The following is a 26,564-nucleotide window of genomic DNA, read 5'->3' on the forward strand; positions in this document are numbered from 1 at the left end:
GGGTGGCGGCTTCGCCTTACCCGGCCTATGTTCCATTCCCTCTCCCTGTGGGAGAGGGTCAGGGTGAGGGCATCAGGCCGCACTACACCACCCAATCACACCTTTCTTCACCATTCACCAGCAGCTTACGTTTTTCCCCCGCCGGTAACGACACCTTCAGCGCGTTCCACGCCGGACGATAATCACCGCGTGCACCGATGTTCAGGTTGACGGTTGCCCCGTCGCACACCATTTCCCACGCCACCCACAGCGCATTGCCGTTCTGGTAGCCCCAGGACTCGCCGTCATCTTCAAACAGCAGGCCGGACGTGGTGCCGACGCCTTTCACCGGGAACAGCTTCAGCTCGCGAGTATCGTCTTTTTCGGCGCTCACGTGACGGATGCGCTCGCTGAGCGGCAGACCGGCACCGGCGCGCACCAGCAGCGGCAGTTTCTCCAGCGGCGCGTCGAGGACGATCGCTTGCCCGCCAGCGAACCATTCGTGAGTGTAGAAATCGTACCAGCCGGTTTCGTTATCCGGCAGCCAGACGTGGCGTTTACGCTGCCCGGCCTCGACGACGCTGGCGACAAGGAGGTCGCGGCCCAGCAGGAAGTCATCGCACTCTTCGAAGGTCCGCGCGTCGTGCTCGTGGTCGAGGAAGGTCGGGCGCAGCATCGGTTCGTCGTCGGCGTGCGCCTGCCAGAGCAGGGTGTAGAGATAGGGCAGCAGACGGTAGCGCAGCTCAATCGCATCGCGAATAGCGGGGGTCACGCCCGGGTACATCCACGGCTCGTTGACCGTGTGGTCATCGTTCCACGAGTGAATGGTAAAGCGCGGATGCATCACGCCGTTTTGCACCCAGCGCACGAACAGCTCGGCGTCTGGCTTGTCGCCGGAGAAACCGCCGACGTCGTGGCCGACGTTGAACAGCCCGGAGAGGCTCATGCCCAGCCCCATGCGGATGTTATAGCGCAGGGTATCCCAGTGAGTGCGGTTATCGCCGCTCCAGGTCTGGACGTAGCGCTGCATCCCGGCGCAGCCGGAGCGGGAAATGAGATACGGACGTTTTTCCGGCGCGAAACGCTGCTGCGCTTCCAGCGAGGCGCGCATCATCAGCAGCGGCATCACCGGGCGAATGTGTTTGATGGCAATCTCTTTGCCGAAGCCAAAACAGCGTGCTTCCCCGTCCCATACTTCGTATTCGTTGTTATCGTTCCAGGTCGAGTCGATCCCCATCTCCAGCAGCTGCGTGGTCACGCCGTTCTGCCACCACTGCACCGTTTGCGGGTTGGTGAAATCGAGATGTGATCCTTCGTCATCCCAGAAGCTGGAACGTTCAGGTGCATCAGTTTCTGAGTCGGGAATGAACAGGCCACGTTCCGCCACTTCGTTATAGCGGGGATGATCCTGCAGCAGACAAGGCTTGATGTTGGCAGCCAGCTTTAACCCGGCATCGTGGAACGCCTGGCTCATCACCTTCGGCTGCGGCACTTTGTCATGGTTCCAGTTAAAGACGTAGCGCTTGCCGTTAATGGAGGTATAGCCTGAGGAGAGCTGGAACGAGTCGCATGGAATCGCGTGTTCTTCACACAGGCGGATAAAGTTCATCAGCTGGTTTTGCGCGTCCGGCGCGTCGGTATAGTGCATGGTCGAGCCGCTGTAGCCCAGGCTCCATTTCGGTCCGAACAGCGTTTTCCCGGTCAGGCGCACGAAGGCTTTGGTGACGTCCAGTACGCGCTTGCCGGTAAAGATGTAGTAATCGATATCGCCCGCTTCCGCCTGCCAGCGCCGATAGGCGGTGTGGTAGTTGTCGATCTCGTTGCCCAGATCCAGCCAGCAGCTGCTCAGGTTATCGTAGAACAGGCCGTAGCTCACGTCGTCGCGACGGGTGAGGGTGAACGGAATGTGCTTGTACAGCGGGTCGGTGCTGGCGGCGTTGTAGCCCATCGCATCCAGGTTGCGCATCTCGTAGCGTTTACCGTTGCGCTGTAGATCGCCCGCTTTCTCGCCCAGCCCGTAGAAACGTTCGTCCTTGCGACGGCTCAGATAGTGCGCCACGCCGTCACCGTGGGCGTTCAGCAGGTACGCACTGGTCGGACGGTCATTGACCAGCGGCTGCCACTCGCCCGCGTCGTTGCGGTAGTGCCACTCCAGCCACAGGGGCTGGTGGACGGTCACCCGAAGCTGCTCCGTCGCCACCGTCACGGTATTTTCCTGCCGCGTCAGCGTCCAGGCCGGGCAGGTAAAGCCACTGACATCGTCACGACGGCGACCTTCCCACGGCACGTCTTGCGCCGGGGCGATGCTCCAGGTGCGGTCCAGCGCCAGTTCACCTTTGCGTTTGATCAGCACGCGGAACAGGTTCTCTTCCAGCACATACAGGCACAGGCGGTGCTGGTTATCCACCAGCAGTTCCAGATGGTTTGCCGACTGCGTATCAACGGTCCAGTTTTTCAGGGTTTTCATATGCAATACATCCACTATCAGGCGCGCTTGGCGCGACGTTCAGCAATAAATGCTACCAGGAAGACAGCGCCAATCAGGTCAAAGAAGCCCATGGCAATAAAGAGCGGGTTAAAGCCGATTTTGTCGGCGGTCACACCGATTAACAGCGAGAACAGGAAGCTGGCGATCCACGCCGCCGAGCCGCGCATGCCGTTGACGGTCGCCATCTGGCCCTTATCAAACGACTCCACGACCAGGGCGCTGAGCATGCAGGAGATAATCTGGTGCCCAAAGCCGCCGATGGAGATCAGCACGATGGTGATATACGGGTCGCGGGTAATGGCGACAATGCCCAGAGAAATCATCAGAAACGCGCCGGTGACGGAGCTGGCGACGACGGAGTTAACGCGGGAGCAGCCGAACAGGCGGGTGTACAATCGCGTCAGGTAGCCACTTGCCACGCTGCCGAGGTCAGCAGCGAGGAACGGCAGCCAGGCGAACATCGCAATCTGCTTCAGGTCCATGCCGTGTTCTTTGGCGAGATACAGCGGCACCCAGAAGCTCAACACCGCCCAGGCCGGTTCCGCCATAAAGGCCGGGATGGCGATACCGTAGAAACGTTTGTTTTTCGAGACGGTTTTCAGCGCGGTCAGGAACGGCAGTTTGACCGCAGGCGGTTCGTTATCCTGCTTGATAAATGCCAGCTCATCCTTGCTCAGGTTCGGGTGCTGCTCCGGGTTGTGGTAGAACGCCCACCAGAGGATCACCCACAGCAGCGCCAGCACGCCGGTAAACATAAACGCACCCTGCCAGCCAAACGACGCGTGAGCAAAGTAGATAATTGGCGGGGCCAGCATCGCACCGATGGAGAAGCCCACGCCCGCCCAACCGGCGGCAACAGGGCGTTCCGATTTCGGGAACCATTCACCGATGGTTTTGGCGTTCGCCGGGGTTGCGGCGGCCTCAGAGGCCCCCATAAAGAAGCGCAGGATAGCCAGGTGCAGCCAGCTTCCGGCCCCCGCGTGGAAGATACACATCAGCGCCCAGATCCCGGCGCAGACCATAAAGCCAATCTTCAGGCCGATGACGTCAATCAGCCAGCCGCACAGGGGCTGGAAAATGGTGTAGGCGATCTGGAATGCGCCGACGATCCAGGAGTATTGCTCGGTGGTGATCCCGAGGCTCTCTTTCAGTTCCGGCGCGAGGATCCCCAATGAGTTTCGGGTGATGTAGTTAACGGTGACGCCCAGTAAAAACAGCACCAGCACGTACCAGCGCAGGTTCTTGATGACGCGACGGGTTTTGCTTGTCGCAACGGTGTTATTGATGTCCTGACTCATTTTACTCTCCACAAGACGGACGCTAAGGGGACGGAGGTTCAGGTGTCACACAGATTGTTATGCCTTTGATTTCTATCCGTTTAGAATCCTTAAGCTGCTATACAACTAGTATGGAAGTTGTGTGACAAGTTCACCTTAAGGGAGAAAATGAGTGGGCAATAGTGGATTTTGTGCAAAGTTTCTCATAACGGGCGCAAACCCTCTGGCATGATGGCCGTTATGCCCGTTATTACCTGACGGATACGCTATGAAAATTTTTTCATTTCGCAAATGGAGCCAGATCACAAAATGGACAAAAGGCTAAAAATCACCGAAATCGCGGCCCGTACACAGCTCTCTATCAGTACCGTTTCCCGCGTGCTGGCGGGCAAAGCGAACACCAGCGAAAAAGCGCGTGCAAAGGTGCTGGCGTGCGCACGGGAGCTGGGGGTGATGGATGGCATGGCGGCGGGGCGTCTGCTGCTTAACAGCCTGGTGGTTTTTGCTCCCCAGCGAGCCTTTGACGAGCGGTCCGACATCTTTTACTACCGCGTGATCCAGAGCGTCAGCAAAGGGCTGGCTTCGCACGAGGTTCGGCTACGCTACTGTGCGCTGGAGGAGAACGACAGCGACGCGCAGCTTTTTCTGGCACGCATGAACGAGCCGGACACCCAGGCAGCCATTTTGCTCGGTATTGACGATCCGCATATCCACGATCTGGCGGTGGACGTGGGAAAACCCTGCATGCTGATTAACTGCCGTGACCGCCACATGCGTCTGCCTGCCGTAGCGCCGGACCATCGCGCCATTGGCGAGCGGGCGGCGGAATACCTGTTCGAAATGGGACACCGCGACGTGATGAACGTGCTGTGCCTGCGCCGTTACACCATGGAGCTGCGCCTGGCAGGGATCCGCGACGCGTGGCACGCCCATAACCTGACGTTCAGCGACAAGCGCGATCTGCTGGTGGTGCCGAGCTTTAGCGCGCGCGAAACGGAACAGCTGGTTAGCGAGTGGCTTAACCAGCAGAAGGGAAAAGATCTGCCCACCGCGTTTTTGGTCGGCGGCGACTTTATGGCGGCGGGCACCATCAGCGCTTTGCAGAAACAGGGATTGCGGGTACCGCAGGACGTTTCCGTCATGAGCATCGACGGCTTTAATCTGGCGGCGATTCAGGATGTGCCCCTGACGGCAGTGCATGTCCCGCGTGATGAACTGGGAACGGAAGCGGTGCATATGCTCCAGCAGCGGCTGATGCGCCCGGACGCCCCGGTGGGAACCTTGCTGCTGAACGGCACGCTGACCGTGCGGGAATCGGTACGGCGGATACGCCAGGGGAAACGACGCACCGCCGTTGAGCGGGAAGGGCTGTACGACAGTTAAACCATACCCAGCGCGCGCTTGCCGTGGATGTTGAGATCGTTCACGGTAAAGCGGTCCTGCCAGCTTTTTTCATAATCTTCACGCGGGAAATCTCCCGGTGACGCACCGGTTTCCAGCGCTTCCTTCACCTTTTTCGCGTAGGCGAGGTTCTTCTCGCACATCGGCGCGGCAGGGATGTACATCACGTTGCCCCAGCCCTGCTGATTTTCCACCGGAGCGACGGAGTGGATCACATCGCAGTGCCACCACACGGAATCCCCTGCGTCCAGCGCCGGTATGCTGGTTAATGCTTCGATGAGCAGCGGGTGCCATTTTTCCGAAATCGGCAGCACGCGGCCCGGCGCGACGCCGCAGAGTTCGTCTTCCGGCACGTCGTCCAGCAGCGGACGCAGCAGAATGTACGCCATCGCTTCCGGGATGGGCACCACGTGCAGCAGTCCCTGGCCGGGGATCATGTCCGACAGCGCCGTCCAGCCCTGGAAAGTACGGAACACCGAACACTTGGTGGTGTTATCCACGGTGTACTCTTCCACTTCGGTGCGGTGCGCGGCGTTCCACGGATCGTACTTATCAATATTGCCGTCAAACACGCGGGCAAACACCTGCTGATAGGCAGGCAGCAGCCAGCGCTCCAGCGCGCCAGAATCGGTGTGCGCGCCCAGCCCTTTAGAGGTGGTGCCCGGCGGGCGGCGGCGAATACGATCCGGATAAATCACGCTGACATCCGGGTCGAACCACTGCTTGCCGTTGCTCTCGAATGTCCATAAACGGTTCAGGAACGACTGCACCTGCGCCATCTCTTCGCTCTGACGCGCCTGCATTTGCGCCTGCGACCAGTAGATCGGGTAAATCTCCGGACGAGAGGCGGTTAAGGTGCCGAAGAAGTTATCGCCCGGCCCTTTATACACCTCGTCAAACTTATTGAGATCGAGATAGTCGAGCATCGACTGATCCCACGCCAGCGCCTGTTCGCGCGGAAAATGACCTTTGATCACCGCGCAGCCCCGACGCTTAACCGCCTCGCGCTGTTCAGCGGTGATTGTGCCGTTTTTCACATCCGCGAACGGGATCGTCGGCCAGACGGGTTGGCCTTTATTCTTGAGGGCGTTGATCTCTGCCACGCGGGTGGCAATGTTGTCGCTGAGCTTGTCAAACACCGCCTGAACATCACCGATCTGGGTGCGTAGCTCGCGCTTCATCTGACGAATTGCCGCTTTGTGGTCCGCTGGCAAAGTTTCACTGGTAAAGGTCATAACTGCCTCGCATCTTTCATTCGAAAGTAAAAATATTTACAAGTGATACTTTAAGTTAAAAATAAGTTAATGCAAGTTTAAAAACTTGACGCAAGCCACAGGTCGGAAAAAGAGTGATAGGCCGGAGCGGGGCTCCGGCGGGAGAGAGATTAGGCGTCGAACGGGGAATGGTTATCGAGCACGGCCTGAATGACGTTCAGCGCGCCCTGGTGGTTGTTGTCGTCGGTGCTGTAGCGGGCGATCTGTTTGATGCTTTCTGCCGCGTTGTTCATCGCAAATGAGTATTTCACCAGCTTCAGCATCTCCGCGTCATTGCCGCTGTCGCCAATGGCCACGCACTGCTGTGGGGAGAGCTCCCAGCGCTTCAGCAGGCGGCTGATGCCGTTGGCTTTATGCAGGCCAGGAATGATCAAGTCCACAAACCCAAAGCCGCTGGTGACCGGTTTCATAATGCCGTCGAGAGAAACATGCAGCGCGTCGATCAGGTTCGGGATATCGCTGTCGGGCAGGTTCAGTGAGAACTTGAACAGCACATCGTCAATCTCGTGATAATCGCTGACGCGCGTTAAGCGATGGTAGTGCTTAGACATCAGCGCCACAAATTCGTCCGGGGCTTTATCGCTGACGTAAGCGCTCTGCAGCCCGCAGGCCACGAAGTTCAGCGCGTTATCTTTCAGCAGTTCGCCAATGACGATCTGCGACTCATGGCGAGTCAGTTCGCCGTGGAAAACGTGTTCCCCGTGATCGAACACCAGCGCGCCGTTTTCCGCCACGAAGGAGATTCGATCTTTTAGCTCAGGGAAGAAGGAGATGAGCTGATAATACTGATTGCCGCTGGCGACAACGAATTCAATACCGCGGGCGTTAAGCTGCTCAAACTGTGCCTGGAAGCGGTCACGATCGTACTGCTTGGCATCATCAAGGAAAGTTCCGTCCATATCGGTGACGATAACTTTTACGGTCATACTGTGCTCCTGGGTCACTGCGTTTTGAAACATTCTAATAACAAGGTGACGGGGAGCACAAATTTAATTTCGAATGAAAGTCAGAAAGCCGGGTGGCGGCTTCGCCTTACCCGGCCTGCGGGGGAGACAATGTAGGCCCGGTAAGCGCAGCGCCACCGGGCGTTTTTTTACAGCGTATGCTCGGTACGCGCAATAATATCGTCCTGTGCATCCGGCGACAGGGCGGTGAAGAACGCCGAGTAGCCCGCTACGCGTACCACTAAATCGCGGTACTGGTCAGGGTGTTTCTTCGCTTCCAGCAGCGTTTCGCGCGAGACGATGTTGTACTGAATATGCCAGCCTTTATGCACCTCGAAGAAAGTGCGCAGCAGCACCATCAGCTTCTGGCGATCGCTGTCGTTTTCCAGCGTCGACGGGTTCAGCTTCTGGTTCAGCAGCACGCCGCCCAGAATCGCCTCGGTAGGGAGTTTACCCACGGAGCCGATGACCGCCGTCGGGCCGAGGTGGTCGGTACCGGACGCCGGGCTTGCCCCTTCCGCCAGCGGGGTATGCGCCTTACGTCCGTCCGGAGTCGCCATCGTTGCCGCGCCAAACGGCACGTTTGCGGAAATGGAGGAGGTGCCCGCGTAGTAGTTACCGCCAATCGGACCACGACCATAGCGCGGGTTGTGGTACTGCTTCAGCTCTTCAATGTAGGTCTGGTAAGCACGCGTCAGCAGCATATCCACGCTGTCGTTGTCGTTACCGTACTTCGGCGCGCCGTTGATCAGACGCTGACGCAGCTGCTCGTGGGTCAACCCGTCGAAATCATCCGCCAGCGCCGCCGCCAGCTGCTGTTGACCGATGACGCCCTGTTCAAACACCAGCTTCTTCACCGCCGCCAGACTGTTGCCGAGGTTGGCGATACCCACCTGCAGGCCGGAAACCCAGTCATACTTCGCGCCGCCCTGCTTGATGCTTTTCGCGCGTTCGATGCAGTCGTCCACCAGCGCCGAGCAGAGAATATCGTGCACGTTCTCTTCCAGCATGGTGTCTACCACGTACTCAATTTCGATGGATTTGCGGGTGTAGTAGCGAATCTGCGTATCCCACGCCGCCATCACCTCCTCGAAGTTATCGAAGTTACCGGCAGAGAGCGCTTTTTCCTGCGGCAGGAATACCTTACCGCTGGTGGCGTCGCGGCCGCCTTCCAGCGCGGCGAGCATCACGCGGGCAAAGTTGATAAAGCTCATGCCGGTGCAGCGATAGCCCCACTTGCCGCCCACGGCGGTTTCGATACAGCCGATGGCCGCGTAGTCATAGGCGTCATCACGTTCAACGCCGAGCTTGATAAATTCCGGGATAACGATTTCATCGTTGTTGAACGCCGGCATCCCGAAGCCGCAGCGAATCACCTGTACGCAGGCGTCAAGGAAGTCGTTACTCATGCCTGCGTGGTAACGCACGCTCAGGTTCGGCTGAGTGGAGCGCAGGCGACCGCAGGATTCCAGAATCGCGTAGGAGAGCGGGTTGACCGCGTCCATTGGCTCACCGTTGACCAGCTTCTGGCCGCCGATGGTGACGTTCTGGTACAGCGGGCTACCGGCAGAGGCCTTAGAGTGCGAGCCGGAGCGGATCTTGTTCACTTCCAGCAGCTTCAGCCAGCAGCTGTGCAGCAGCTCAATGGCGTGTTCGCGGTCGAGACTCTGGTTCAGCTCCACGTCGCGGCGGTAGAACGGATAGAGATACTGGTCCATACGGGCGAACGACACGGAGTGACCGTTAGACTCAATCTGCAGGATCAGCTGAATGAAATAGCACAGCTGCAGCGCCTGCCAGAAGGTTTTTGGCGGCTCGTGGGCAATCACGTCGCAGTTTTCCGCCATCGCCAGCAGCTCGTCGCGGCGGTTTTCGCGGGTTTCCGTGGCCGCCATTTCGCGTGCCAGAGCGGCAAAACGTTTGATGTGCAGGCTCACCGCGTCCAGCACGATATCGATCGCTTTCAGGAACTGGTCGCCGTGCAGATCGTCCAGCACCGTCAGGTTGATACGCGAGCGGCGCTCGGCGACTTTAGCGCGCAGGCCGTCGAGACCTTTCTCCAGCACCAGCGGGAAGTTCACCGCCAGGTGCGCGTCGCCGGAGGTCATGTTGCCTTCGGCTTTGATAATACCGGTTTCCAGCAGGCCTTTTTGCTCGTCGGTGAACATGCCGTAGCAGCGATCCTGCACCGTCTGGCCGCGCCACCACGGGCAGATCGCATGCAGGACGCGCTTGTTCTCTTCGCTCACCGCAAAGCCTGCGCCCGGACGGTCCGCCAGATCGTCGATCTCTTTTTCAATCCAGGAGACGGTGTATTCCGGGAAGATAGGTGCGGCGCGAACTTCGCTTGCCTGGTTACCGATAATCAGCTCGTCGTGTTTGATCCAGATGGTACGCTCAGCCAGATGATGCGCCAGCGCCAGGGCGCGACGCAACGGGATCGGCTTGTCCATGTGCTGCTGGTACATTTCGGTGTAATGCTGCGCGCGCTCGGTACAGACCGGCGGCTTAACGATATGGACCAGCGCGGTTTTGTGCGCCTTGATGCGCTCGCTGAGGGTGTTGAGATTTAACGTCGTCATAGGTTTATCCTCGTAAGGTCGCGGTTAACCCTTTCTGGCAGGCGTACTGCTGCGCGAAGTCCAGCAGGGCAGGGTTATCCAGCGGTTTGTCAGGGGCAGAGTAGGGTTGGCCAAGCAGGGTGTATTTGTTCATGCCCAGCGTGTGATACGGCAGAAAATGAATATCATCGACGCCAAGTTCATCGGCGGCGAAGTTGGTAATGGCGGTCACGGACGCTTCATCGGCATTGAAGCCCTGAATCAGCGGTACGCGAATGGTGATTTTTTTCCCGGCAGCGGCAAGGCGCTTCAGGTTATCGAGGATCCGTTTGGCCGAGCCGTCCGTCCACTGTTTGAACACCTCAGGATCGACGTGTTTCAGGTCGGCGAGGAACAGATCGACGTACGGTAATGAAGGCTCGATATAGTGCCACGGCACGTGAAGACAGGTTTCAACGGCGGTGTGGATCCCCTGTTCGTGGCTGGCTTTAAACAGCGCGTGCGCCAGCTCCGGGTTCATAAACGGCTCGCCGCCGGAAAGCGTAATACCGCCGCCGCTGCGGTCGTAAAAGGGCTTATCGCGCAGCACGGTCGCCATGATCTCGCCCACCTGCTGTTCTTCACCGCATACGGTCAGCGCGTGCGTCGGGCAGCAGTCGGTGAGGGCGTTGAGCGTCTCTTCACGCAATTTTTCACGGTGGATGACGAGACCATTCAGCGTGCGTTCGATACAGCCCGGCGCCGCCTGCTGACACAGGTCGCAGCCGTCAAGGCACAGGCGCGCATCAAACAGCACGTCCCGGCTACGGGAACGGCTTTCCGGGTTCTGGCACCAGCGACAGCCCAGCGAGCAGCCTTTCAGGAAAACCACGGTACGAATACCGGGGCCATCGTGGGTGGAGTAACGCTGAATATTGAAGATCATGTTTTTACCCTCAGGTTGCATATGAAGATTAAATGACTTTCGAATGAAAGTTATCTTGATGCAGGTCAACTCCTGAGCAGGTTTTCCTGTGATAGGTTAAGCGCAGGCTAATTTTGAGGGTGACATCATGGAACTTTATCTCGACACATCTGACGTTGCGGCAGTCAAAAAGCTGGCGCGTATCTTCCCGCTGGCGGGCGTGACCACCAACCCAAGCATTGTGGCGGCAGGTAAAACGCCGCTGGATGAGCTTCTGCCCGCGCTGCACGACGCGATGGGCGGTAAAGGCCGTCTGTTCGCGCAGGTGATGGCGACTACCGCTGAAGGTATGGTGGAAGACGCGCGTAAGCTGCGCGCGATGATTAACGACCTGGTGGTGAAAGTGCCGGTAACTGCCGAAGGGCTGGCAGCCATCAAGATGCTGAAAGCGGAAGGCATTCCGACGCTGGGTACGGCGGTGTACGGCGCGGCCCAGGGTATGCTCTGCGCGCTGGCAGGAGCAGAGTATGTCGCGCCATACGTGAACCGCGTGGACGCGCAGGGCGGGGACGGTATCCAGACCGTGGTTGAGCTGCAACAGCTGCTGACGCTGCACGCCCCGCAATCAAAAGTGCTGGCCGCGAGCTTTAAGACCCCACGTCAGGCGCTGGACTGCCTGCTGGCAGGATGCGAGTCCATCACGCTGCCGCTGGACGTGGCGCAGCAGTTTATTACCTCTCCTGCGGTAGACGCAGCGATTGTGAAGTTTGAGCAGGACTGGCAGGGGGCGTTTGGTCGGACGTCGATCTGACGGGTGCGGCCTGATGCCCTCACCCCAACCCTCTCCCACAGGGAGAGGGAGCAAACACTTAAACGGCAACCTGAAGGTTGCCGTTTGCTTTAACCTCCACAAACCTCACACCCCGGATTACGCATCAGCTTCATCTCGCGGAACTGGCAGGTCATCGCGTCATACATCACGATTTTTCCTGCGGCAGGCGTACCGTAATGTGCCAGCACTTTAATCGCTTCCATCGCCTGCAGCGACCCAATCACGCCGACGAGCGGCGCCATCACGCCCGCCTCAACGCAGGTTAGCGCATTCTCACCAAACAGACGGCTCAGGCAGCGGTAGCAGGGGGCCCCCTCCGCATAGGTGAAGACGCTGATCTGCCCCTCCATGCGGATCGCCGCACCGGAGACCAGCGGGGTTTTGTGGGCAAAACAGCCTGCATTAAGCTGGTTACGAACGGCGACGTTATCGGTGCAGTCGAGCACCAGATCGTGCTGCGCAATCTGCGCAAATAACGCCTCGTCATCCAGCATCGCGTCAAGCAGGGTGAACTGAACGTTGGGGTTGATGCGCGCCAGAGCAGCCCGGGCGGATTCCACTTTTGGCTGGCCAATGGTCGCGTCGCTGTGCAGCGTCTGGCGCTGCAGGTTAGACACCGATACGGTATCAAAATCCAGCAGCGTCATCCTGCCCACGCCCGCCGCGGCCAGGTATTGCGCGGCGGCGCAGCCGAGCCCGCCGAGGCCAACAACCAGCACGCTGGCCGCCTTGAGTGCTTCCTGTCCCTCGAAATCAAACCCGCGCAGGACAATCTGGCGGTTGTAGCGCATCATCTCCTGGTCGCTCAGTTCCACCGTCATGTCAGCCTCCGAACAGCTGGTTGAAGCGCTCTACCTCAACCCATTCACCCGCTTCCACGTTGCCGCGCTCGCGCTCCAGCACGATAAAGCAGTTGCCCAGGCTGAAGGAGCTGAAAATGTGCGAACCCTGGTGCCCGGTCGTGCTGACTTCCAGCTCACCCTGCGCGTTATGCGCCAGAATGCCGCGCTGGAAATCAAGCCGACCCGGCGATTTTTTCAGGCGCGTCGCGGCGCGCACGCGCAGGCGTTCCGGCAGCGGGCTGGCGGTGTTGCCGGAAAGCTTCGCCAGCAGCGGGATCACCAGCTGGTAAAAGGTGAGTGCCGCTGAGACCGGATTACCCGGCAGACCGCAGAACCAGCTGTGCGGAAGCTTGCCAAACGCGAACGGTTTGCCCGGTTTGATTGCCAGCTTCCAGAAGGCGATTTCGCCCAGCTCTTCAAGAAGGGTTTTGGTGTAATCCGCTTCCCCCACGGAGACGCCGCCGGAGCTGATGACCACATCGGCGGATTTATCCGCCTCAATAAATGCCGCGCGCAGTTTTTCCGGATCGTCAGGAATGATGCCGAGATTAATCACTTCGCAGCCCAGCTGCTCCAGCATCAGGTGGACTGCCAGCCGGTTGGTGTCGTAAATCTGACCGTCCTGCAGCGGCTGGCCCGGAAGCTGCAGCTCGTCACCGGTGGAGAACACCGCGACGCGCACTTTCCGGATAACGTCAATGTCCGCGATGCCGAGCGAGGCCAGCACCGGCAGCTCCGCCACCGTCAGCTTCTGCCCGGCGGCAAAGACCGTTGCGCCAAGGGTAATGTCCTCGCCGGTACGGCGGATGTTCTGGCCCGCTTTGACGCTGGCGGTAAAACGCACGCCGTCGTCCGTCTGTTCGGTTTCTTCCTGCATCACCACGGCATCGCAGCCTGGCGGAACCGGCGCGCCGGTCATGATGCGCACGCAGGTGCCCACAGGCCATTCACCGCTAAACGGCTGACCGGCAAAGGCTTTACCCGCCACCGGCAGGGCGTTGCCCGTCTGGAGGTCCGCCAGGCGTACCGCATAACCGTCCATCGCGGAATTATCGAACCCCGGCACGTTAAGCGGAGAGACGATATCGCGCGCGGCGATTCGGCCAAAACAGCGCACGAGGGGCAGCGTTTCGACGTCTTGCAGCGGCGAAAGTCGGTCAAGCATCTGCGTGAGTGCCGTCTCAAGCGGCATCAGTCCGGCGGTAAAATCCATGGTGGGCTCCTGAGGAGTAACAACGAAAGCGTCCATTATGGCAGAAAAGTGCGGCTAACTGTATGACCCGATGGGTGTACGCTTTACATCACAGTTGCGTCTTTCTATATTCAAAAATCATCTGAAGTTTCATCGACGATAATGATATTTATAGAAAAAGCCGCGAATCAGGCTAACGGGTGATGTGAATGGTTAATGCGGTAATCGCAATTCATGGTGGCGCAGGGGCAATCACCCGTGCACAGCTCAGTCCTGAGCAGGAAAAGCGTTATATTGACGCGCTGTACGCCATTGTTGAAACAGGTCAAAAAATGCTGGAAGCGGGCGAGAGCGCGCTGGATGTGGTCACCGAGGCGGTGCGTCTGCTGGAGGAGTGTCCGCTCTTTAATGCTGGCATCGGTTCAGTCTTTACCCGGGATGAAACCCACGAGCTTGATGCTTGCGTGATGGACGGCGTCACCCTGAAGGCAGGGGCCGTGGCGGGCGTGAGTCATCTGCGTAATCCGGTGCTGGCGGCGCGTCTGGTGATGGAAGAGAGTCCGCACGTTCTGCTGACGGGCGCCGGGGCGGAGAAATTTGCCCGTGAGCACGGAATGGAACCGGTATCGCCCGATCTTTTTTCCACGGAGGAGCGCTATCAGCAACTGCTGGAAGCCCGTTCAGCGGGTATGACGCAGCTTGATCATGCTGCGCCGCTGGATGAAACCACCAAAATGGGCACAGTCGGCGCGGTGGCGCTGGATAAGGCCGGCAACCTCGCGGCGGCGACCTCAACGGGCGGCATGACCAACAAGCTGCCCGGCCGCGTCGGCGACAGCCCGCTGCCGGGCGCCGGCTGCTATGCCAATAACGCCACGGCGGCGGTGTCGTGTACCGGCACCGGGGAAGTGTTTATTCGCGCCCTCGCGGCCTACGACATCACCGCGCTGATGGATTACGGCGGTTTAAGCCTGAGCGAGGCCTGCGAGCGCGTGGTGATGGAAAAATTGCCTGCTCTGGGCGGCGTTGGCGGCCTAATTGCCGTGGACCGTGAGGGCAACGTGGCCCTGCCGTTTAACAGCGAAGGGATGTATCGCGCCTGGGGTTACGCCGGTGATGAACCGAGCACGGGCATCTATCGTGAATAAGGGGGCCGCGCGTGCCGCACAGTGAAGAGCTGGACAACGGCGAAGTACTGGCTGTCCATCAGCTGAATATTGCGTTTCAGGAAGAGCGGCAGTTCATCCCCGCAGTAGAAAATTTATCGTTCTCGCTCAGACGCGGCGAGACGCTGGCAATTGTTGGCGAATCCGGTTCCGGTAAATCGGTCACCGCGCTGGCGCTGATGCGTCTGCTGGAACAGACGGGCGGGCAAATCAGCAGCGAGAAGATGCTCCTGCGCCGCCGTAATCGTCAGGTCATTGATTTAAACGAGCTGAGCGGCGCGCAGATGCAGGGCGTGCGCGGGGCAGATATTGCGATGATCTTTCAGGAGCCGATGACTTCGCTTAACCCGGTTTTCCCGGTAGGGGAACAGATTGCCGAGTCCATCCGGCTGCATCAGGGGCTAAGTGGCGATGAGGCGCTCAACGAAGCCAGAAGGATGCTGGAGCTGGTGCGCATTCCCGAGGCGCAGGCCATTCTGGGACGTTACCCGCATCAGCTTTCCGGCGGTATGCGCCAGCGGGTGATGATTGCCATGGCGCTCTCCTGCCGTCCGGCGGTACTGATTGCGGATGAACCGACAACGGCGCTGGACGTGACGATTCAGGCGCAGATCCTGCAGCTTATCAAAGTGCTGCAGCAAGAGATGGAGATGGGGGTAATATTTATCACCCACGATATGGGCGTGGTGGCTGACATCGCCGACCGGGTGCTGGTGATGCACAAGGGCAATGCGGTGGAAACCGGCACGGTCGAACAGATTTTTCATGCCCCTGTGCATCCTTATACTAAAGCGCTGCTGGCGGCGGTGCCGCGTCTTGGCGCGATGAACGGCAGCGACCTGCCGCGTCGTTTTCCGCTGATTTCCCTTGAAGCGACAGGGCAGCAGGAGGATGAACGCGAGCAGGATACCGTGGTGCCGGGCAAACCCATTCTTGAAGTGCGCGACCTGGTGACCCGTTTTCCGCTGCGCAGCGGGATTTTCAATCGCCTGAAGCGCGAAGTCCACGCGGTCGAAAACGTCAGTTTCGATTTATGGCCGGGAGAAACGCTGGCGCTGGTGGGGGAGTCCGGCTGCGGGAAATCCACCACCGGACGCGCGCTGCTCCGGCTGGTGGAGACGCAGGAAGGGACAATCACCTTTAACGGCGAACGAATCGACACCCTGCCAGACAACAAATTACAGGCGGTACGCCGGGATATTCAGTTTATTTTCCAGGATCCGTATGCCTCCCTCGACCCGCGCCATACGGTGGGATACTCCATTATGGAGCCGCTGCGGGTGCATAATCTGCTCGACGGCGAAGCAGCGCAGCGTCGCGTGGCCTGGCTGCTGGAGCGTGTCGGCCTCAAGCCGGAACATGCCTGGCGTTATCCGCACGAGTTTTCCGGCGGCCAGCGGCAGCGTATCTGCATTGCCCGTGCGCTGGCGCTGAACCCGAAAGTGGTGATTGCGGATGAATCCGTTTCGGCGCTGGATGTCTCAATCCGGGCGCAAATCATCAACTTATTGCTCGATTTACAGCGGGATATGGGCATCGCTTTCCTGTTTATCTCGCACGATATGGCGGTGGTCGAGCGCATCAGCCATCGCGTGGCGGTGATGTTCATGGGGCAAATCGTGGAGATAGGTCCGCGAAGGGCAGTGTTTGAGAACCCGCAACATCCTTACACTCGCAAGCTTATCGCGGCGGTACCGGTTGCTGACCCCGCGCATCGTCACGGCCAGCGCGTGCTGCTGCAGGATGAAATGCCGAGCAATATTCGCAAACGCGGCGAGGCCGTGGAGCGCGTGACGCTGCGCGAAGTCGGGCCGGGTCATTTCGTCGCTCCCCCGCGTCAGGACAATGCGTTTTCGCGGTTATAACTTACAACAGGCAGGAGAACACAATGGTTACTTTTGTAGCGCGTAGATGGTTGTTAGCCGCGAGCGTGACGGCAGCCCTGGCCGCTGCCCCCGCGTTCGCTGCCAAAGATGTGGTGGTTGCTGTCGGCTCCAACTTCACCACGCTGGATCCGTATGACGCCAACGATACGCTTTCCCAGGCGGTGGCGAAATCGTTCTATCAGGGGCTGTTCGGCCTGGATAACGAGATGAAGCTCAAAAATGTTCTGGCGCAGGGGTATACCGTCTCCGACGACGGTCTGGTCTATACCATCAAGCTTCGTTCCGGCGTGAAGTTCCAGGACGGTACCGATTTCAATGCGGAGGCGGTAAAGGTCAACCTTGACCGTGCCAGCAACCCGGAAAACAGCCTGAAGCGCTATAACCTTTATAAAAACATCGCCAGCACCGAGGCGGTGGATCCGACGACGGTCAAAATCACGCTGAAAGCGCCATTCTCGGCGTTTATCAATATACTGGCGCACCCGGCAACGGCGATGATCTCGCCTGCCGCGTTGAAAAAGTACGGCAAGGAGATTGGCTTCCACCCGGTCGGTACCGGCCCGTACGAGCTGCTCACCTGGAACCAGACCGATTTTGTGAAGGTGAAGAAATTCCCAGGGTACTGGCAGAAAGGGCTGCCGAAGCTGGACACCATCACCTGGCGTCCGGTGGTGGATAACAATACCCGCGCAGCGATGCTGCAAACGGGTGAGGCGCAGTTTGCTTTCCCCATCCCGTATGAGCAGGCCGCTATTCTGCAGAAAAACAGCAAGCTGGAGCTGGTGGCCAGTCCGTCGATCATGCAGCGCTATATCAGCATGAACGTCACGCAGAAGCCGTTTGATAACCCAAAGGTACGTGAAGCCATCAACTATGCGATTAACCGTCAGGCGCTGGTGAAGGTCGCTTTTGCGGGCTATGCCACCACGGCGACCGGCGTGCTGCCTCCGGCCATTGCCTATGCGCAAAGCTATCAGCCGTGGCCGTACGATCCGGCTAAAGCGCGCGAGCTGCTCAAAGAGGCGGGCTTCCCGAACGGTTTCAGCACCACGCTGTGGTCGTCGCATAATCACAGTACCGCCCAGAAGGTGCTGCAGTTCACCCAGCAGCAGCTGGCGCAGGTGGGCATCAAGGTGCAGGTCACCGCGATGGATGCCGGTCAGCGGGCCGCCGAGGTCGAGGGGAAAGGGCAGAAAGAGAGCGGCGTGCGGATGTTCTATACCGGCTGGTCGGCGTCGACCGGTGAAGCCGACTGGGCGCTTGCACCGCTGTTTGCTTCGCAAAACTGGCCGCCAACCCTGTTTAACACCGCGTTTTACAGCAATCCGCAGGTGGACAACGATCTGGCCGATGCCCTGAAAACCACTAAACCGGAAGAGAAAGCGCGCCTCTACAAAGACGCCCAGGACCTTATCTGGAAAGAGTCGCCGTGGGTACCGCTGGTGGTGGAGAAACTGGTTTCAGCCCATAACAAAGCGCTGACCGGGTTCTACATCATGCCGGATACGGGCTTTAGCTTTGACGATGCGGATTTAAAATAACACTCATGCTGAATTATGTTTGTAAACGCTTGCTTGGGCTTATCCCGACGCTGCTGATTGTGGCGATACTGGTATTTTTGTTTGTGCATATGCTGCCGGGCGATCCGGCGCGTCTGGTTGCCGGGCCGGAAGCGGATGCCGCCGTCATTGAGCTGGTGCGTAAACAGCTGGGCCTCGACCAGCCGCTGTATATGCAGTTTCTGCACTATATGTGCAACGTTCTGCAGGGCGACTTTGGCATCTCGATGGTGTCGAGGCGTCCGGTGTCGGAGGAGATTGCCAGCCGCTTTATGCCCACGTTCTGGCTAACGATTTCCAGCATGGGCTGGGCGGTGGCGTTTGGGCTGGGCGCGGGGATTATTGCGGCTGTCTGGCGCAACCGCTGGCCGGACAAGCTCGGCATGGCCTTGGCGGTGACCGGCATCTCCTTCCCGGCGTTCGCGCTGGGGATGCTGCTGATGCAAATTTTCTCCGTTGAACTGGGCTGGCTGCCGACCGTCGGGGCCGATACCTGGAAGCATTACATTCTGCCCTCCATGACGCTGGGCGCTGCCGTGTCGGCGGTGATGGCCCGCTTTACCCGCGCCTCGTTCGTGGACGTGCTGAGCGAAGATTATATCCGCACCGCGCGGGCGAAAGGAGTCAGCGAGAAGTGGGTCATTCTCAAGCACGGGTTCCGCAATGCGATGATCCCGGTGGTGACGATGATGGGGCTGCAGTTTGGTTTCCTGCTGGGTGGCTCTATCGTCGTGGAAAAGGTCTTCAACTGGCCGGGGCTGGGGCGCCTGCTGGTCGATTCGGTCGAGATGCGCGACTACCCGGTGATTCAGGCGGAAGTCCTGCTTTTCTCCCTGGAGTTTATTCTTATCAACTTAGTGGTGGATGTGCTCTACGCCGCCATTAACCCGGCCATCAGGTATAAGTAAGATGCGATTGTTGAACTGGCGACGTCAGGCCGTTTTAAACGCTATGCCGGGGCTGAAACCGGAGCATATCCGCACGCCGTGGTCTGAGTTCTGGCGGCGTTTTCGCCGTCAGCCGGTCGCCATGGCGGCGGGGCTGTTTGTGCTGCTGCTGATTGCGGTGGCGATTGTTGCGCCGTGGGTGGCGCCGTTTGATGCGGAAAACTATTTTGACTACGACCGCCTGAACGATGGGCCGTCCATGCTCCACTGGTTCGGCGTGGATTCCCTTGGGCGCGATATCTTCAGCCGCGTGCTGGTGGGGGCGCAAATCTCGCTTGCCGCCGGGGTGTTTGCGGTACTGATCGGCGCGGCAATCGGTACCGTGCTGGGTCTCGTCGCCGGATATTACGAAGGCTGGTGGGATCGCATCATCATGCGAATCTGCGACGTGCTGTTTGCCTTCCCCGGCATTCTGCTGGCCATTGCCGTGGTGGCCATTATGGGCAGCGGCATGGCGAACGTGATTATTGCCGTCGCGGTATTTTCGATTCCCGCCTTTGCCCGCCTTGTGCGCGGCAACACGCTGGTGCTGAAACAGCAGACGTTTATCGAGTCCGCCCGCAGCATGGGGGCCAGCGATGCCACCATTCTGTTCAGTCATATTCTGCCGGGAACGGTGTCGTCTATTGTGGTCTATTTCACCATGCGCATCGGCGTGTCGATTATTTCTGCGGCCAGCCTGTCGTTTCTGGGGTTAGGCGCACAGCCACCGACGCCGGAGTGGGGCGCGATGCTGAACGAGGCGAGGGCAGATATGGTGATTGCGCCGCACGTGGCGATCTTCCCGAGTCTGGCGATTTTCCTGACCGTGCTGGCGTTTAACCTGCTGGGGGACGGGCTGCGCGACGCGCTGGATCCGAGGATTAAGGGGTAGGGCAGTGGAATGTGCCGGGTGGCGGCTACGCCTTACCCGGCCTGGAAATGAGGTGCAGTACGATTAAACCCGGCTACCCCACAGGTCATATTCGTCCGCGTTTTCAACCTTCACGCGAATAATATCACCCGGCTTAACGCGAGTTTCGCCGTTCAGGTACACCGCGCCGTCGATTTCAGGGGCATCCGCCATGCTGCGGCCAATTGCGCCTTCTTCGTCCACTTCGTCAATGATAACCATGATCTCTCGGCCCACTTTCTCCTGCAGACGTTCAGCAGAGATCTGCTGTTGCAGCTGCATAAAGCGGTTCCAGCGCTCTTCTTTCACCTCTTCCGGCACCTGATCCGCCAGTTCGTTGGCGGTTGCGCCTTCAACCGGGCTGTACTTGAAGCAGCCTACGCGGTCCAGACGCGCTTCTTTCAGGAAATCGAGCAGCATCTGGAAATCTTCTTCGGTTTCACCTGGGAAGCCGACGATGAAGGTTGAGCGCAGGGTCAGATCCGGGCAGATTTCGCGCCACTGTTTAATGCGTGCCAGCTGACGGTCAACGGAGCCAGGACGTTTCATCAGCTTCAGGATACGCGGACTGGCGTGCTGCAGCGGGATGTCCAGATACGGCAGGATTTTGCCTTCCGCCATCAGCGGAATGACGTCGTCAACGTGCGGATATGGGTAGACGTAATGCAGACGCGTCCAGATCCCCAGCTTCGCGAGCTGCTCGCACAGGCCCACCATGCTGGTTTTCACCGGCTCGCCGTTGTGGAAACCGGAACGGTGCTTCACGTCTACGCCGTAAGCAGAGGTATCCTGAGAAATCACCAGCAGTTCTTTCACGCCAGCATCGGCCAGACGTTTAGCTTCCGCCAGCACGTCGCCAATCGGACGGCTCACCAGATCGCCACGCATGGACGGGATGATGCAGAAGGTGCAGCGATGGTTGCAGCCTTCGGAAATTTTCAGGTAAGCGTAGTGACGCGGCGTCAGCTTCACGCCCTGTTCCGGCACCAGGCTCAGGAACGGATTGTGCTTTGGTTTTGGCACGTAGTGATGAACATGTTCCAGCACCTGCTCGTAACTGTGCGGGCCAGTGATCTCCAGCACCTTCGGATGCACTTCGCGGATCTGGTCCTCTTTCGCGCCCAGACAGCCGGTCACAATGACTTTGCCGTTTTCCGTCAGGGCTTCACCGATGGCTTCCAGGGACTCCTGAACCGCGCTGTCAATAAACCCGCAGGTGTTCACAATCACCATATCGGCGTTGTCGTAGCTTGGCACCACGTCATAGCCTTCGGTACGAAGTTCGGTAAGGATGCGTTCGGAATCCACCAGGTTTTTCGGGCAGCCGAGGGAGACGAAGCCGATTTTCGGCGGGTGCGTAACATTGCTCATAGGTTAAAAATTGTTCGATTTTTGGAATGGTCAGGCAGGGATTCTACAGAGGTTGGGGGGAAATTTGTACTGAAGAATTGCGCTCGATGCAGGTTTTCGGTGCCAATCGATTTTTCTGGTTAAGAAACGATGTTTTGCTTAGAACAAATGCTTGTTGAACGTATGGTTATTGCTTGTAAAATGACCGAGAGGAGTGTTTTTTATAATAAGTAGAGTGACTTATGACAAAACGGCTGGCCAAAATGGGGGATAAGACTTCATACGGGAAGATAGTGTCAGCAACATCTGGGTGTATTGATGGTGTAGACCATCTGGTACTGGATGGGGATAAAGCATTTTGCAACCAATGCAAAGGGAGTTTTCCGATACAGGGGAGTGCAAGTGGCTGGCAGAATCCTGGCGCAAAATGTCATGTTGCGCACTGCGATAAGGTTCTATGCAAGTGTCCTGATAATTATGTATTTGCCTCTTCCAACTTTTTCACTGGTGGAGCAGGGTCCCAATCTGCTTCAAACGTCCATTCAGGCTTAACCAGTGTCTTGCAGGAACTAGCTAAGTCTTCTGTTTCCACGATTACTCCTGTTTACGCTAAATCTCGTCAGCGAGGCGAAGGTTGTACCGACGCAGGAACAGATCAGGAATCCGTTGATAATTTCGGTTATGCAGGCTATTTCCGGGCGAGTCCTCAACCGGAACAAACAGAATAGGAACCCGTCCAACACGCGCAGGCTGCAAAGAAACTCAAACCAGCCGAACCGACTCCACCACCAGAAGATAACCGCGCGTGGTATAAGCGCCTTTTCAGTTCCTCGGATGCCCCCAAAGCGTCTGCGACTGCAGGTATGGCAACAGCAAGGGCCGCGACTACAGCAGGGATCGCCACTGATGCAGCAATTGAGGCCGGATACGCAGCAGTGCAGAAAATTGGAGGAAATCTTTCGACGGCTGGTCGCTGGATAGCCCCGAGTCCTCCAACCGTTTTTCTGTTTGGCATGTTCTACTCGCCAAAGCTCAACAGTGGCGAACAGGACTACATTAATAAAATGCGCCTTGAGCAGGCCGCACGGAATAAAGAAGATGTTCCGACCCGTGTTCGCTTTCGCTGGGAGGCTGACCAGTTCGGCATTATGAGGCCGAAAGGCTTCCATGTAAGCGCCGGAGGCGGACAGGACCGAGTGCCAGTGCGCATGCTTCAGAAGAACACCACCACCGGGAACTATGAGTTCTGGGAGGATGGCGCAGATAAGCCGATAGTCGTTTGGACTCCTGACGATCCGGGATATTCTTCCCCGACCAATACCGGCAGCCAGGACAACGTCTATATTCCTCCGAATGTACTGGTTTACCCGGAAAGTGAAATCAACAGCCTGTGGTCAACAGTTACCCCAGAACCGGGAGAACGTTCATTCCGGGATTATATTCTGGTGCATCCAGCAGGGACCTTTGATCCGATTTATGTCTATCTGAATGCGGATCACAAATACCACACTGCACCAAAAGGGACCCCACCATTACCAGCATTCCCTGATGCGAAAAGAGCACCACGTAAGACAGCTATTCAAGGTGGCGGACAACTTCGGGCAAGATGGAAAGATGCCAAAGGTAAAATTTATGAATGGGATTCTCAACATGGCACAGTCGAAGTTTATGACCGTTCTGGCCGCAACCATTTAGGAGAGTTCAATCACATAACAGGTGAGCAAACCAAGCCAGCAGATCCAACCAGAAAGGTAGAAAAGTGATGGTAATCTATTCTGTGGAAGTCTTTGATAAAAAAAGCGAAGAATTGGTTTTAGAGGTTGAGATCCCTAAGAGCAAACTGAAAGGAGTTGCTGCTGTCATGGGGTGGGGGCCGGATGACGAAGATGCATTTGTCAAAGGCATCGCAGGGTTCAATGTTAGCCAAAAACAGGCATTAGATTTAGAAAATTTACTCGGCGAAAAATTCTATTCGGAAGACGTTATCGTGCAAATCGCTGGCGGGGAAACATCTTGAAGCGGTCATTTCGTGGCTACACAGAAAGTGAATTCTTGGAGTTTGTTCGTTCAGTCTAAAATGTTGCGGATACTTCAAAATGTGAAGATATCAACAACATACTGGAGTTTAAGCGCCTGACCCAACATCCTGACGGCTCTGACATCATCTTTTATCCCCGAGATGACCGCGAAGATAGTCCTAAAGGAGTTGTTCAAGAGGTCTAAGGATGACGCAAAGCCAATGTTAAACCGGGCTTTCTTGAGAAATGAGCCTTTGACACTAAGCATTAAATGTTGATTAAAAGCGCCGGGTTTTTATCCCGGCGTTTTTGCGTCAGGGTCAGAACTACCGGGGTTTAGAGCAAAGGCAGCAACGTATTATTTTCGCCCTTTAGGCAGCCGAGGGAGACGAAGCTGATTTTCGGCGGGTGCGTAACATTGCTTATAGGTTAAAAATTCATCAATTATGGAGTTATCAGGGCGGGATTTTACAGCGTATCGCGTGGGATTTATACACTCTTTGCAAGCGGGATGTGTCGGGCAGGGGTTGTAACATTGTAAATAATGTTAATTAGTTAAGAATAATTGATCTCAGGCATTAAACTGTACAAAAAATGAACTTATTCTGACTGTGCAACATGGCTGACAGAGGAGGAAATAGCATGTCCGTTGACAGACTGAAACGCGATCTGCTTAACAAGCTGATCAACGCCCGAATCGACCTGGCCGCTTATCTGCAGCTCAGGAAGGCCAAAGGCTATATGTCAGTCAGCGAAAGCGAACATCTGCGTGATAATCTGTTTGAACTTTGCAATTTCATGCGTGAAAAAGCACCGATCCTGAGGGCGGAATACGATGAATGCGAGTTAATGGCGCTGCGTCGTGCCGCTGAGGTGCTCTCCATTGCTGGGGTATGTTTGATGAACGGACGCCACGACTGCCCGAATTTTATCGCTGTGAACGCGGAGAAGCTTGAAAACTGCCTGACAACGCTCTCTCTATGCATCATGTGTCTGTCCGAGCATGAGAAGCTTGAACAACACTGAGCCCGGGGGAGGCAACTCCCCCTTCTGATTAAGCTTTTGTAAAAGTGGTAACGCGCCCGGAGGTACTGGCTAATCTTTATGCCATATGCCGAAAAAGGAGCGCGTCATGCCACGGTCCTGGTTGATTTTCCTTCCTGCGTTGTGCTTTTCCTTTTCACTTCTTGCGGCGCCAGAGGCGGTGAAGGTCGAGGTGCTGCAAAACCGACTCGATCACCCCTGGTCGATGGCGTTCCTGCCGGACAATAAAGGGCTTCTGGTCACCCTCAAGGGCGGGCAGCTCAAACACTGGCAGGCCGGAAAAGGGCTTTCCGATACCATTGTCGGCGTTCCGAAGGTCTGGGCGAACGGTCAGGGAGGATTGCTGGACGTGGTGCTGGCGCCGGATTTTGCAACGTCGCGCCGCGTCTGGCTGAGTTACGCCGAAGCAGGGCATGACGGCAAAGCCGGAACGACGGTGGGTTATGGCCGCTTAAGCGACGATCTTTCCCGCATCGAGGCATTCCAGGTCGTGTTCCGCCAGATGCCGAAACTCTCGACCGGTAACCATTTTGGCGGACGGCTGGTGTTTGACGGCAAAGGCTACCTCTTTATCGGACTCGGCGATAACAACCAGCGCCCGACGGCGCAGGACCTGGACAAGCTGCAGGGGAAAGTGGTGCGCCTGACCGAGGACGGTAAAGTCCCTGCGGATAACCCCTTTGTGAACACCGCCGGCGCACGGCCGGAAATCTGGTCTTATGGCATTCGCAACCCGCAGGGAATGGCGATGAATCCGTGGAGCGACACGCTCTGGCTGAACGAACATGGCCCGCGCGGCGGGGATGAAATCAATATCCCGGAGAAAGGCAAAAATTACGGCTGGCCGCTGGCAACACACGGCATTAATTACAGTGGCCTGAAAATCCCCGAAGCCAAAGGTGAACACGTCGAGGGAACCGAGAAGCCGCTGTTTGTCTGGAAAGTCTCGCCCGCGGTCAGCGGCATGGCGTTCTACAACAGCGACGTTTTTCCGCAGTGGAAAAACAAACTGTTTATTGGGGCGCTGAAGGAGAAAGACGTTATCGTCCTGAGCGTAGAGGGCAACAAGGTCACGGAGGACGGGCGCATCCTGGGCGATCGGGATCAACGTATTCGCGATGTGCGGGTGGGGCCGGACGGGTATCTGTATGTGCTCACCGATGAAACGGACGGGCAACTGCTAAAAGTCAGCCCGTCCGGTGCGTAATCAGGTGACCGGGGTCATCACGACGTTACGGTACGCCGGACGCTCGCTCAGTTGCTTGAGCCAGCGTTCAAGGTGAGGGCGCGGCGTCCAGTTCAGCCCCATATTGGTCAGGTTCCAGACAAACGGCGCCACGGCAATATCCCCCACGCCGAACGTCTCGCCGGAGAACCAGGCGTGCTTCGCCAGTTCGTCATCCATCATGGCAAACAGGTTTTCACAGGCATCCTGAGCGGCATGAATAGCGGGATAGTCGCGCTCGGCCTCGGGGGTTCTCACTAGCCCCATCAGGATCACCCGGTGAACAGGAGAGAACGTCTGGTTTGCCCAGTCCATCCACTTTTCACCCTGGGCGCGCTGCGCCGGGTTTTCAACCCACAGACGGCCAAGGCCGTACTGGGCGGCGAGGTAGCGCACAATAGTGTTAGATTCCCAAAGCGTCGCGTCTGTTTCGTCATCGCGCAGCAGCGGCACCAGGCCGTTCGGGTTCATCGCCAGATAGTCGGCCTCTCTGTTTACCCCGAATGCCATGCCAGCCATGATTTGATTAAACGGTAAATCCAGCTCTTCCAGCGTCCAGAGCACTTTCTTCACGTTGGTCGAATTGTTCCTGCCCCACAGCGTAATCATATTTACTCCTGATGAGTTGTGAATCCGGGTCACCTTTTTCGCCATGGTGAGATAAACCTAACAATTACGCAACAGAAGACAAAAAAATCGCCTGAATCAAAGCGTAAATGAATGTTATTGCATAAACTTTAATAACTTTACCCTCGCTGGGTTTCTTTCACCGTTTTAGTGCGC

23 protein-coding genes are annotated in these 26,564 nt (G+C 57.5%); 13 read left to right on the forward strand and 10 right to left on the reverse strand.

All coding sequences use genetic code 11. The features are described from left to right. Positions 1 to 82: 82 nt before the first annotated feature. Positions 83 to 2,446, reverse strand: a complete 2,364-nt coding sequence (locus ACOTXR_RS01200) for a TIM-barrel domain-containing protein (protein WP_058690449.1) — start codon at positions 2,444 to 2,446, stop codon at positions 83 to 85. A gap of 17 nt (positions 2,447 to 2,463) precedes the next feature. Next, a complete protein-coding gene (locus ACOTXR_RS01205; protein ID WP_014883122.1) occupies positions 2,464 to 3,765 on the reverse strand; it encodes an MFS transporter in 1,302 nt (433 codons plus the stop codon). 288 nt (positions 3,766 to 4,053) lie between these two features. Here ACOTXR_RS01205 and ACOTXR_RS01210 point away from each other — a divergent pair, with 288 nt between their 5' ends. Then, positions 4,054 to 5,127, forward strand: coding sequence for a LacI family DNA-binding transcriptional regulator (locus ACOTXR_RS01210; RefSeq protein ID WP_023332477.1), 1,074 nt, complete (start codon positions 4,054 to 4,056; stop codon positions 5,125 to 5,127). Here ACOTXR_RS01210 and ACOTXR_RS01215 read toward each other — a convergent pair. The 4 genes from ACOTXR_RS01215 to ACOTXR_RS01230 form a co-directional block, all read right to left on the reverse strand. After that, entirely contained in the window at positions 5,124 to 6,380 is a 1,257-nt protein-coding gene (locus ACOTXR_RS01215; protein WP_058690447.1) for a DUF1479 domain-containing protein, read from the reverse strand. The genes ACOTXR_RS01210 and ACOTXR_RS01215 overlap by 4 nt on opposite strands. Positions 6,381 to 6,529: 149 nt before the next feature. Further along, positions 6,530 to 7,345: a Cof-type HAD-IIB family hydrolase gene (locus ACOTXR_RS01220; protein WP_023336967.1), complete on the reverse strand. Its 816-nt coding sequence runs from the start codon at positions 7,343 to 7,345 to the stop codon at positions 6,530 to 6,532. A gap of 167 nt (positions 7,346 to 7,512) precedes the next feature. Then, positions 7,513 to 9,945 (reverse strand): formate C-acetyltransferase/glycerol dehydratase family glycyl radical enzyme, encoded by a 2,433-nt coding sequence (locus ACOTXR_RS01225; RefSeq protein WP_078309767.1) that lies wholly within the window; start codon positions 9,943 to 9,945, stop codon positions 7,513 to 7,515. A 4-nt stretch (positions 9,946 to 9,949) separates the two neighbouring features. After that, on the reverse strand, positions 9,950 to 10,849 hold the full coding sequence (locus ACOTXR_RS01230) for a glycyl-radical enzyme activating protein (protein ID WP_058690445.1): 900 nt from the start codon (positions 10,847 to 10,849) through the stop codon (positions 9,950 to 9,952). Positions 10,850 to 10,976: 127 nt separating this feature from the next. Between ACOTXR_RS01230 and fsa the strand changes: the two genes are divergently transcribed. Beyond that, positions 10,977 to 11,639, forward strand: coding sequence for a fructose-6-phosphate aldolase (gene fsa / locus ACOTXR_RS01235; protein ID WP_014883128.1), 663 nt, complete (start codon positions 10,977 to 10,979; stop codon positions 11,637 to 11,639). A gap of 89 nt (positions 11,640 to 11,728) precedes the next feature. On the opposite strand, the gene moeB is transcribed toward fsa, so the two are convergent. Together moeB and moeA are read right to left on the reverse strand one after the other, a co-directional pair. Continuing rightward, on the reverse strand, positions 11,729 to 12,481 hold the full coding sequence (gene moeB, locus ACOTXR_RS01240; RefSeq protein ID WP_050861574.1) for a molybdopterin-synthase adenylyltransferase MoeB: 753 nt from the start codon (positions 12,479 to 12,481) through the stop codon (positions 11,729 to 11,731). A 1-nt stretch (position 12,482) separates the two neighbouring features. Continuing rightward, positions 12,483 to 13,715, reverse strand: a complete 1,233-nt coding sequence (gene moeA / locus ACOTXR_RS01245) for a molybdopterin molybdotransferase MoeA (protein ID WP_058690444.1) — start codon at positions 13,713 to 13,715, stop codon at positions 12,483 to 12,485. 188 nt (positions 13,716 to 13,903) lie between these two features. On the opposite strand from moeA, the gene iaaA reads away from it, so the two are divergent. Genes iaaA through gsiD form a run of 5 tightly spaced genes read left to right on the forward strand, consistent with a single transcriptional unit; the run spans position 13,904 to position 20,126 of the window. Next, positions 13,904 to 14,842 carry a beta-aspartyl-peptidase gene (gene iaaA, locus ACOTXR_RS01250; RefSeq protein ID WP_032637926.1) on the forward strand — a complete coding sequence of 313 codons (939 nt, stop codon included), beginning with the start codon at positions 13,904 to 13,906 and terminating at the stop codon, positions 14,840 to 14,842. A gap of 11 nt (positions 14,843 to 14,853) precedes the next feature. Next, a complete protein-coding gene (gene gsiA / locus ACOTXR_RS01255; RefSeq protein WP_023338180.1) occupies positions 14,854 to 16,725 on the forward strand; it encodes a glutathione ABC transporter ATP-binding protein GsiA in 1,872 nt (623 codons plus the stop codon). 23 nt (positions 16,726 to 16,748) lie between these two features. Further along, positions 16,749 to 18,287, forward strand: a complete 1,539-nt coding sequence (gene gsiB / locus ACOTXR_RS01260) for a glutathione ABC transporter substrate-binding protein GsiB (protein WP_200923852.1) — start codon at positions 16,749 to 16,751, stop codon at positions 18,285 to 18,287. Positions 18,288 to 18,292: 5 nt separating this feature from the next. Further along, positions 18,293 to 19,213 (forward strand): glutathione ABC transporter permease GsiC, encoded by a 921-nt coding sequence (gene gsiC / locus ACOTXR_RS01265; protein ID WP_421766970.1) that lies wholly within the window; start codon positions 18,293 to 18,295, stop codon positions 19,211 to 19,213. 1 nt (position 19,214) lies between these two features. Then, positions 19,215 to 20,126, forward strand: a complete 912-nt coding sequence (gene gsiD / locus ACOTXR_RS01270) for a glutathione ABC transporter permease GsiD (protein WP_023335042.1) — start codon at positions 19,215 to 19,217, stop codon at positions 20,124 to 20,126. A gap of 63 nt (positions 20,127 to 20,189) precedes the next feature. Here gsiD and rimO read toward each other — a convergent pair whose 3' ends face one another. Next, entirely contained in the window at positions 20,190 to 21,515 is a 1,326-nt protein-coding gene (gene rimO, locus ACOTXR_RS01275) for a 30S ribosomal protein S12 methylthiotransferase RimO (protein ID WP_045134211.1), read from the reverse strand. 221 nt (positions 21,516 to 21,736) lie between these two features. Here rimO and ACOTXR_RS01280 point away from each other — a divergent pair, with 221 nt between their 5' ends. From ACOTXR_RS01280 to ACOTXR_RS01305, 6 genes are all read left to right on the forward strand, one after another. Then, positions 21,737 to 22,222, forward strand: a complete 486-nt coding sequence (locus tag ACOTXR_RS01280; protein WP_176686919.1) for a hypothetical protein — start codon at positions 21,737 to 21,739, stop codon at positions 22,220 to 22,222. A gap of 135 nt (positions 22,223 to 22,357) precedes the next feature. Then, positions 22,358 to 23,257 (forward strand): colicin E3/pyocin S6 family cytotoxin, encoded by a 900-nt coding sequence (locus ACOTXR_RS01285; protein ID WP_058690441.1) that lies wholly within the window; start codon positions 22,358 to 22,360, stop codon positions 23,255 to 23,257. Continuing rightward, on the forward strand, positions 23,257 to 23,511 hold the full coding sequence (locus ACOTXR_RS01290; RefSeq protein ID WP_058690440.1) for a DUF7683 domain-containing protein: 255 nt from the start codon (positions 23,257 to 23,259) through the stop codon (positions 23,509 to 23,511). The genes ACOTXR_RS01285 and ACOTXR_RS01290 overlap by 1 nt, the downstream gene beginning before the upstream one ends. A gap of 89 nt (positions 23,512 to 23,600) precedes the next feature. Further along, on the forward strand, positions 23,601 to 23,717 hold the full coding sequence (locus tag ACOTXR_RS01295; RefSeq protein ID WP_373371041.1) for a bacteriocin immunity protein: 117 nt from the start codon (positions 23,601 to 23,603) through the stop codon (positions 23,715 to 23,717). A gap of 437 nt (positions 23,718 to 24,154) precedes the next feature. After that, positions 24,155 to 24,538 carry a biofilm formation regulator BssR gene (gene bssR, locus ACOTXR_RS01300; RefSeq protein WP_023332493.1) on the forward strand — a complete coding sequence of 128 codons (384 nt, stop codon included), beginning with the start codon at positions 24,155 to 24,157 and terminating at the stop codon, positions 24,536 to 24,538. 106 nt (positions 24,539 to 24,644) lie between these two features. Next, complete coding sequence (locus ACOTXR_RS01305; protein WP_058690438.1) at positions 24,645 to 25,763, forward strand: PQQ-dependent sugar dehydrogenase; 1,119 nt, start codon at positions 24,645 to 24,647, stop codon at positions 25,761 to 25,763. On the opposite strand, the gene ACOTXR_RS01310 is transcribed toward ACOTXR_RS01305, so the two are convergent. After that, on the reverse strand, positions 25,764 to 26,390 hold the full coding sequence (locus ACOTXR_RS01310; RefSeq protein WP_023338183.1) for a glutathione S-transferase family protein: 627 nt from the start codon (positions 26,388 to 26,390) through the stop codon (positions 25,764 to 25,766). Between the last annotated feature and the right edge of the window lie 174 nt (positions 26,391 to 26,564).

Source organism: Enterobacter cloacae complex sp. IR53030, from assembly GCF_049238365.1.
Lineage (GTDB): Bacteria > Pseudomonadota > Gammaproteobacteria > Enterobacterales > Enterobacteriaceae > Enterobacter > Enterobacter kobei.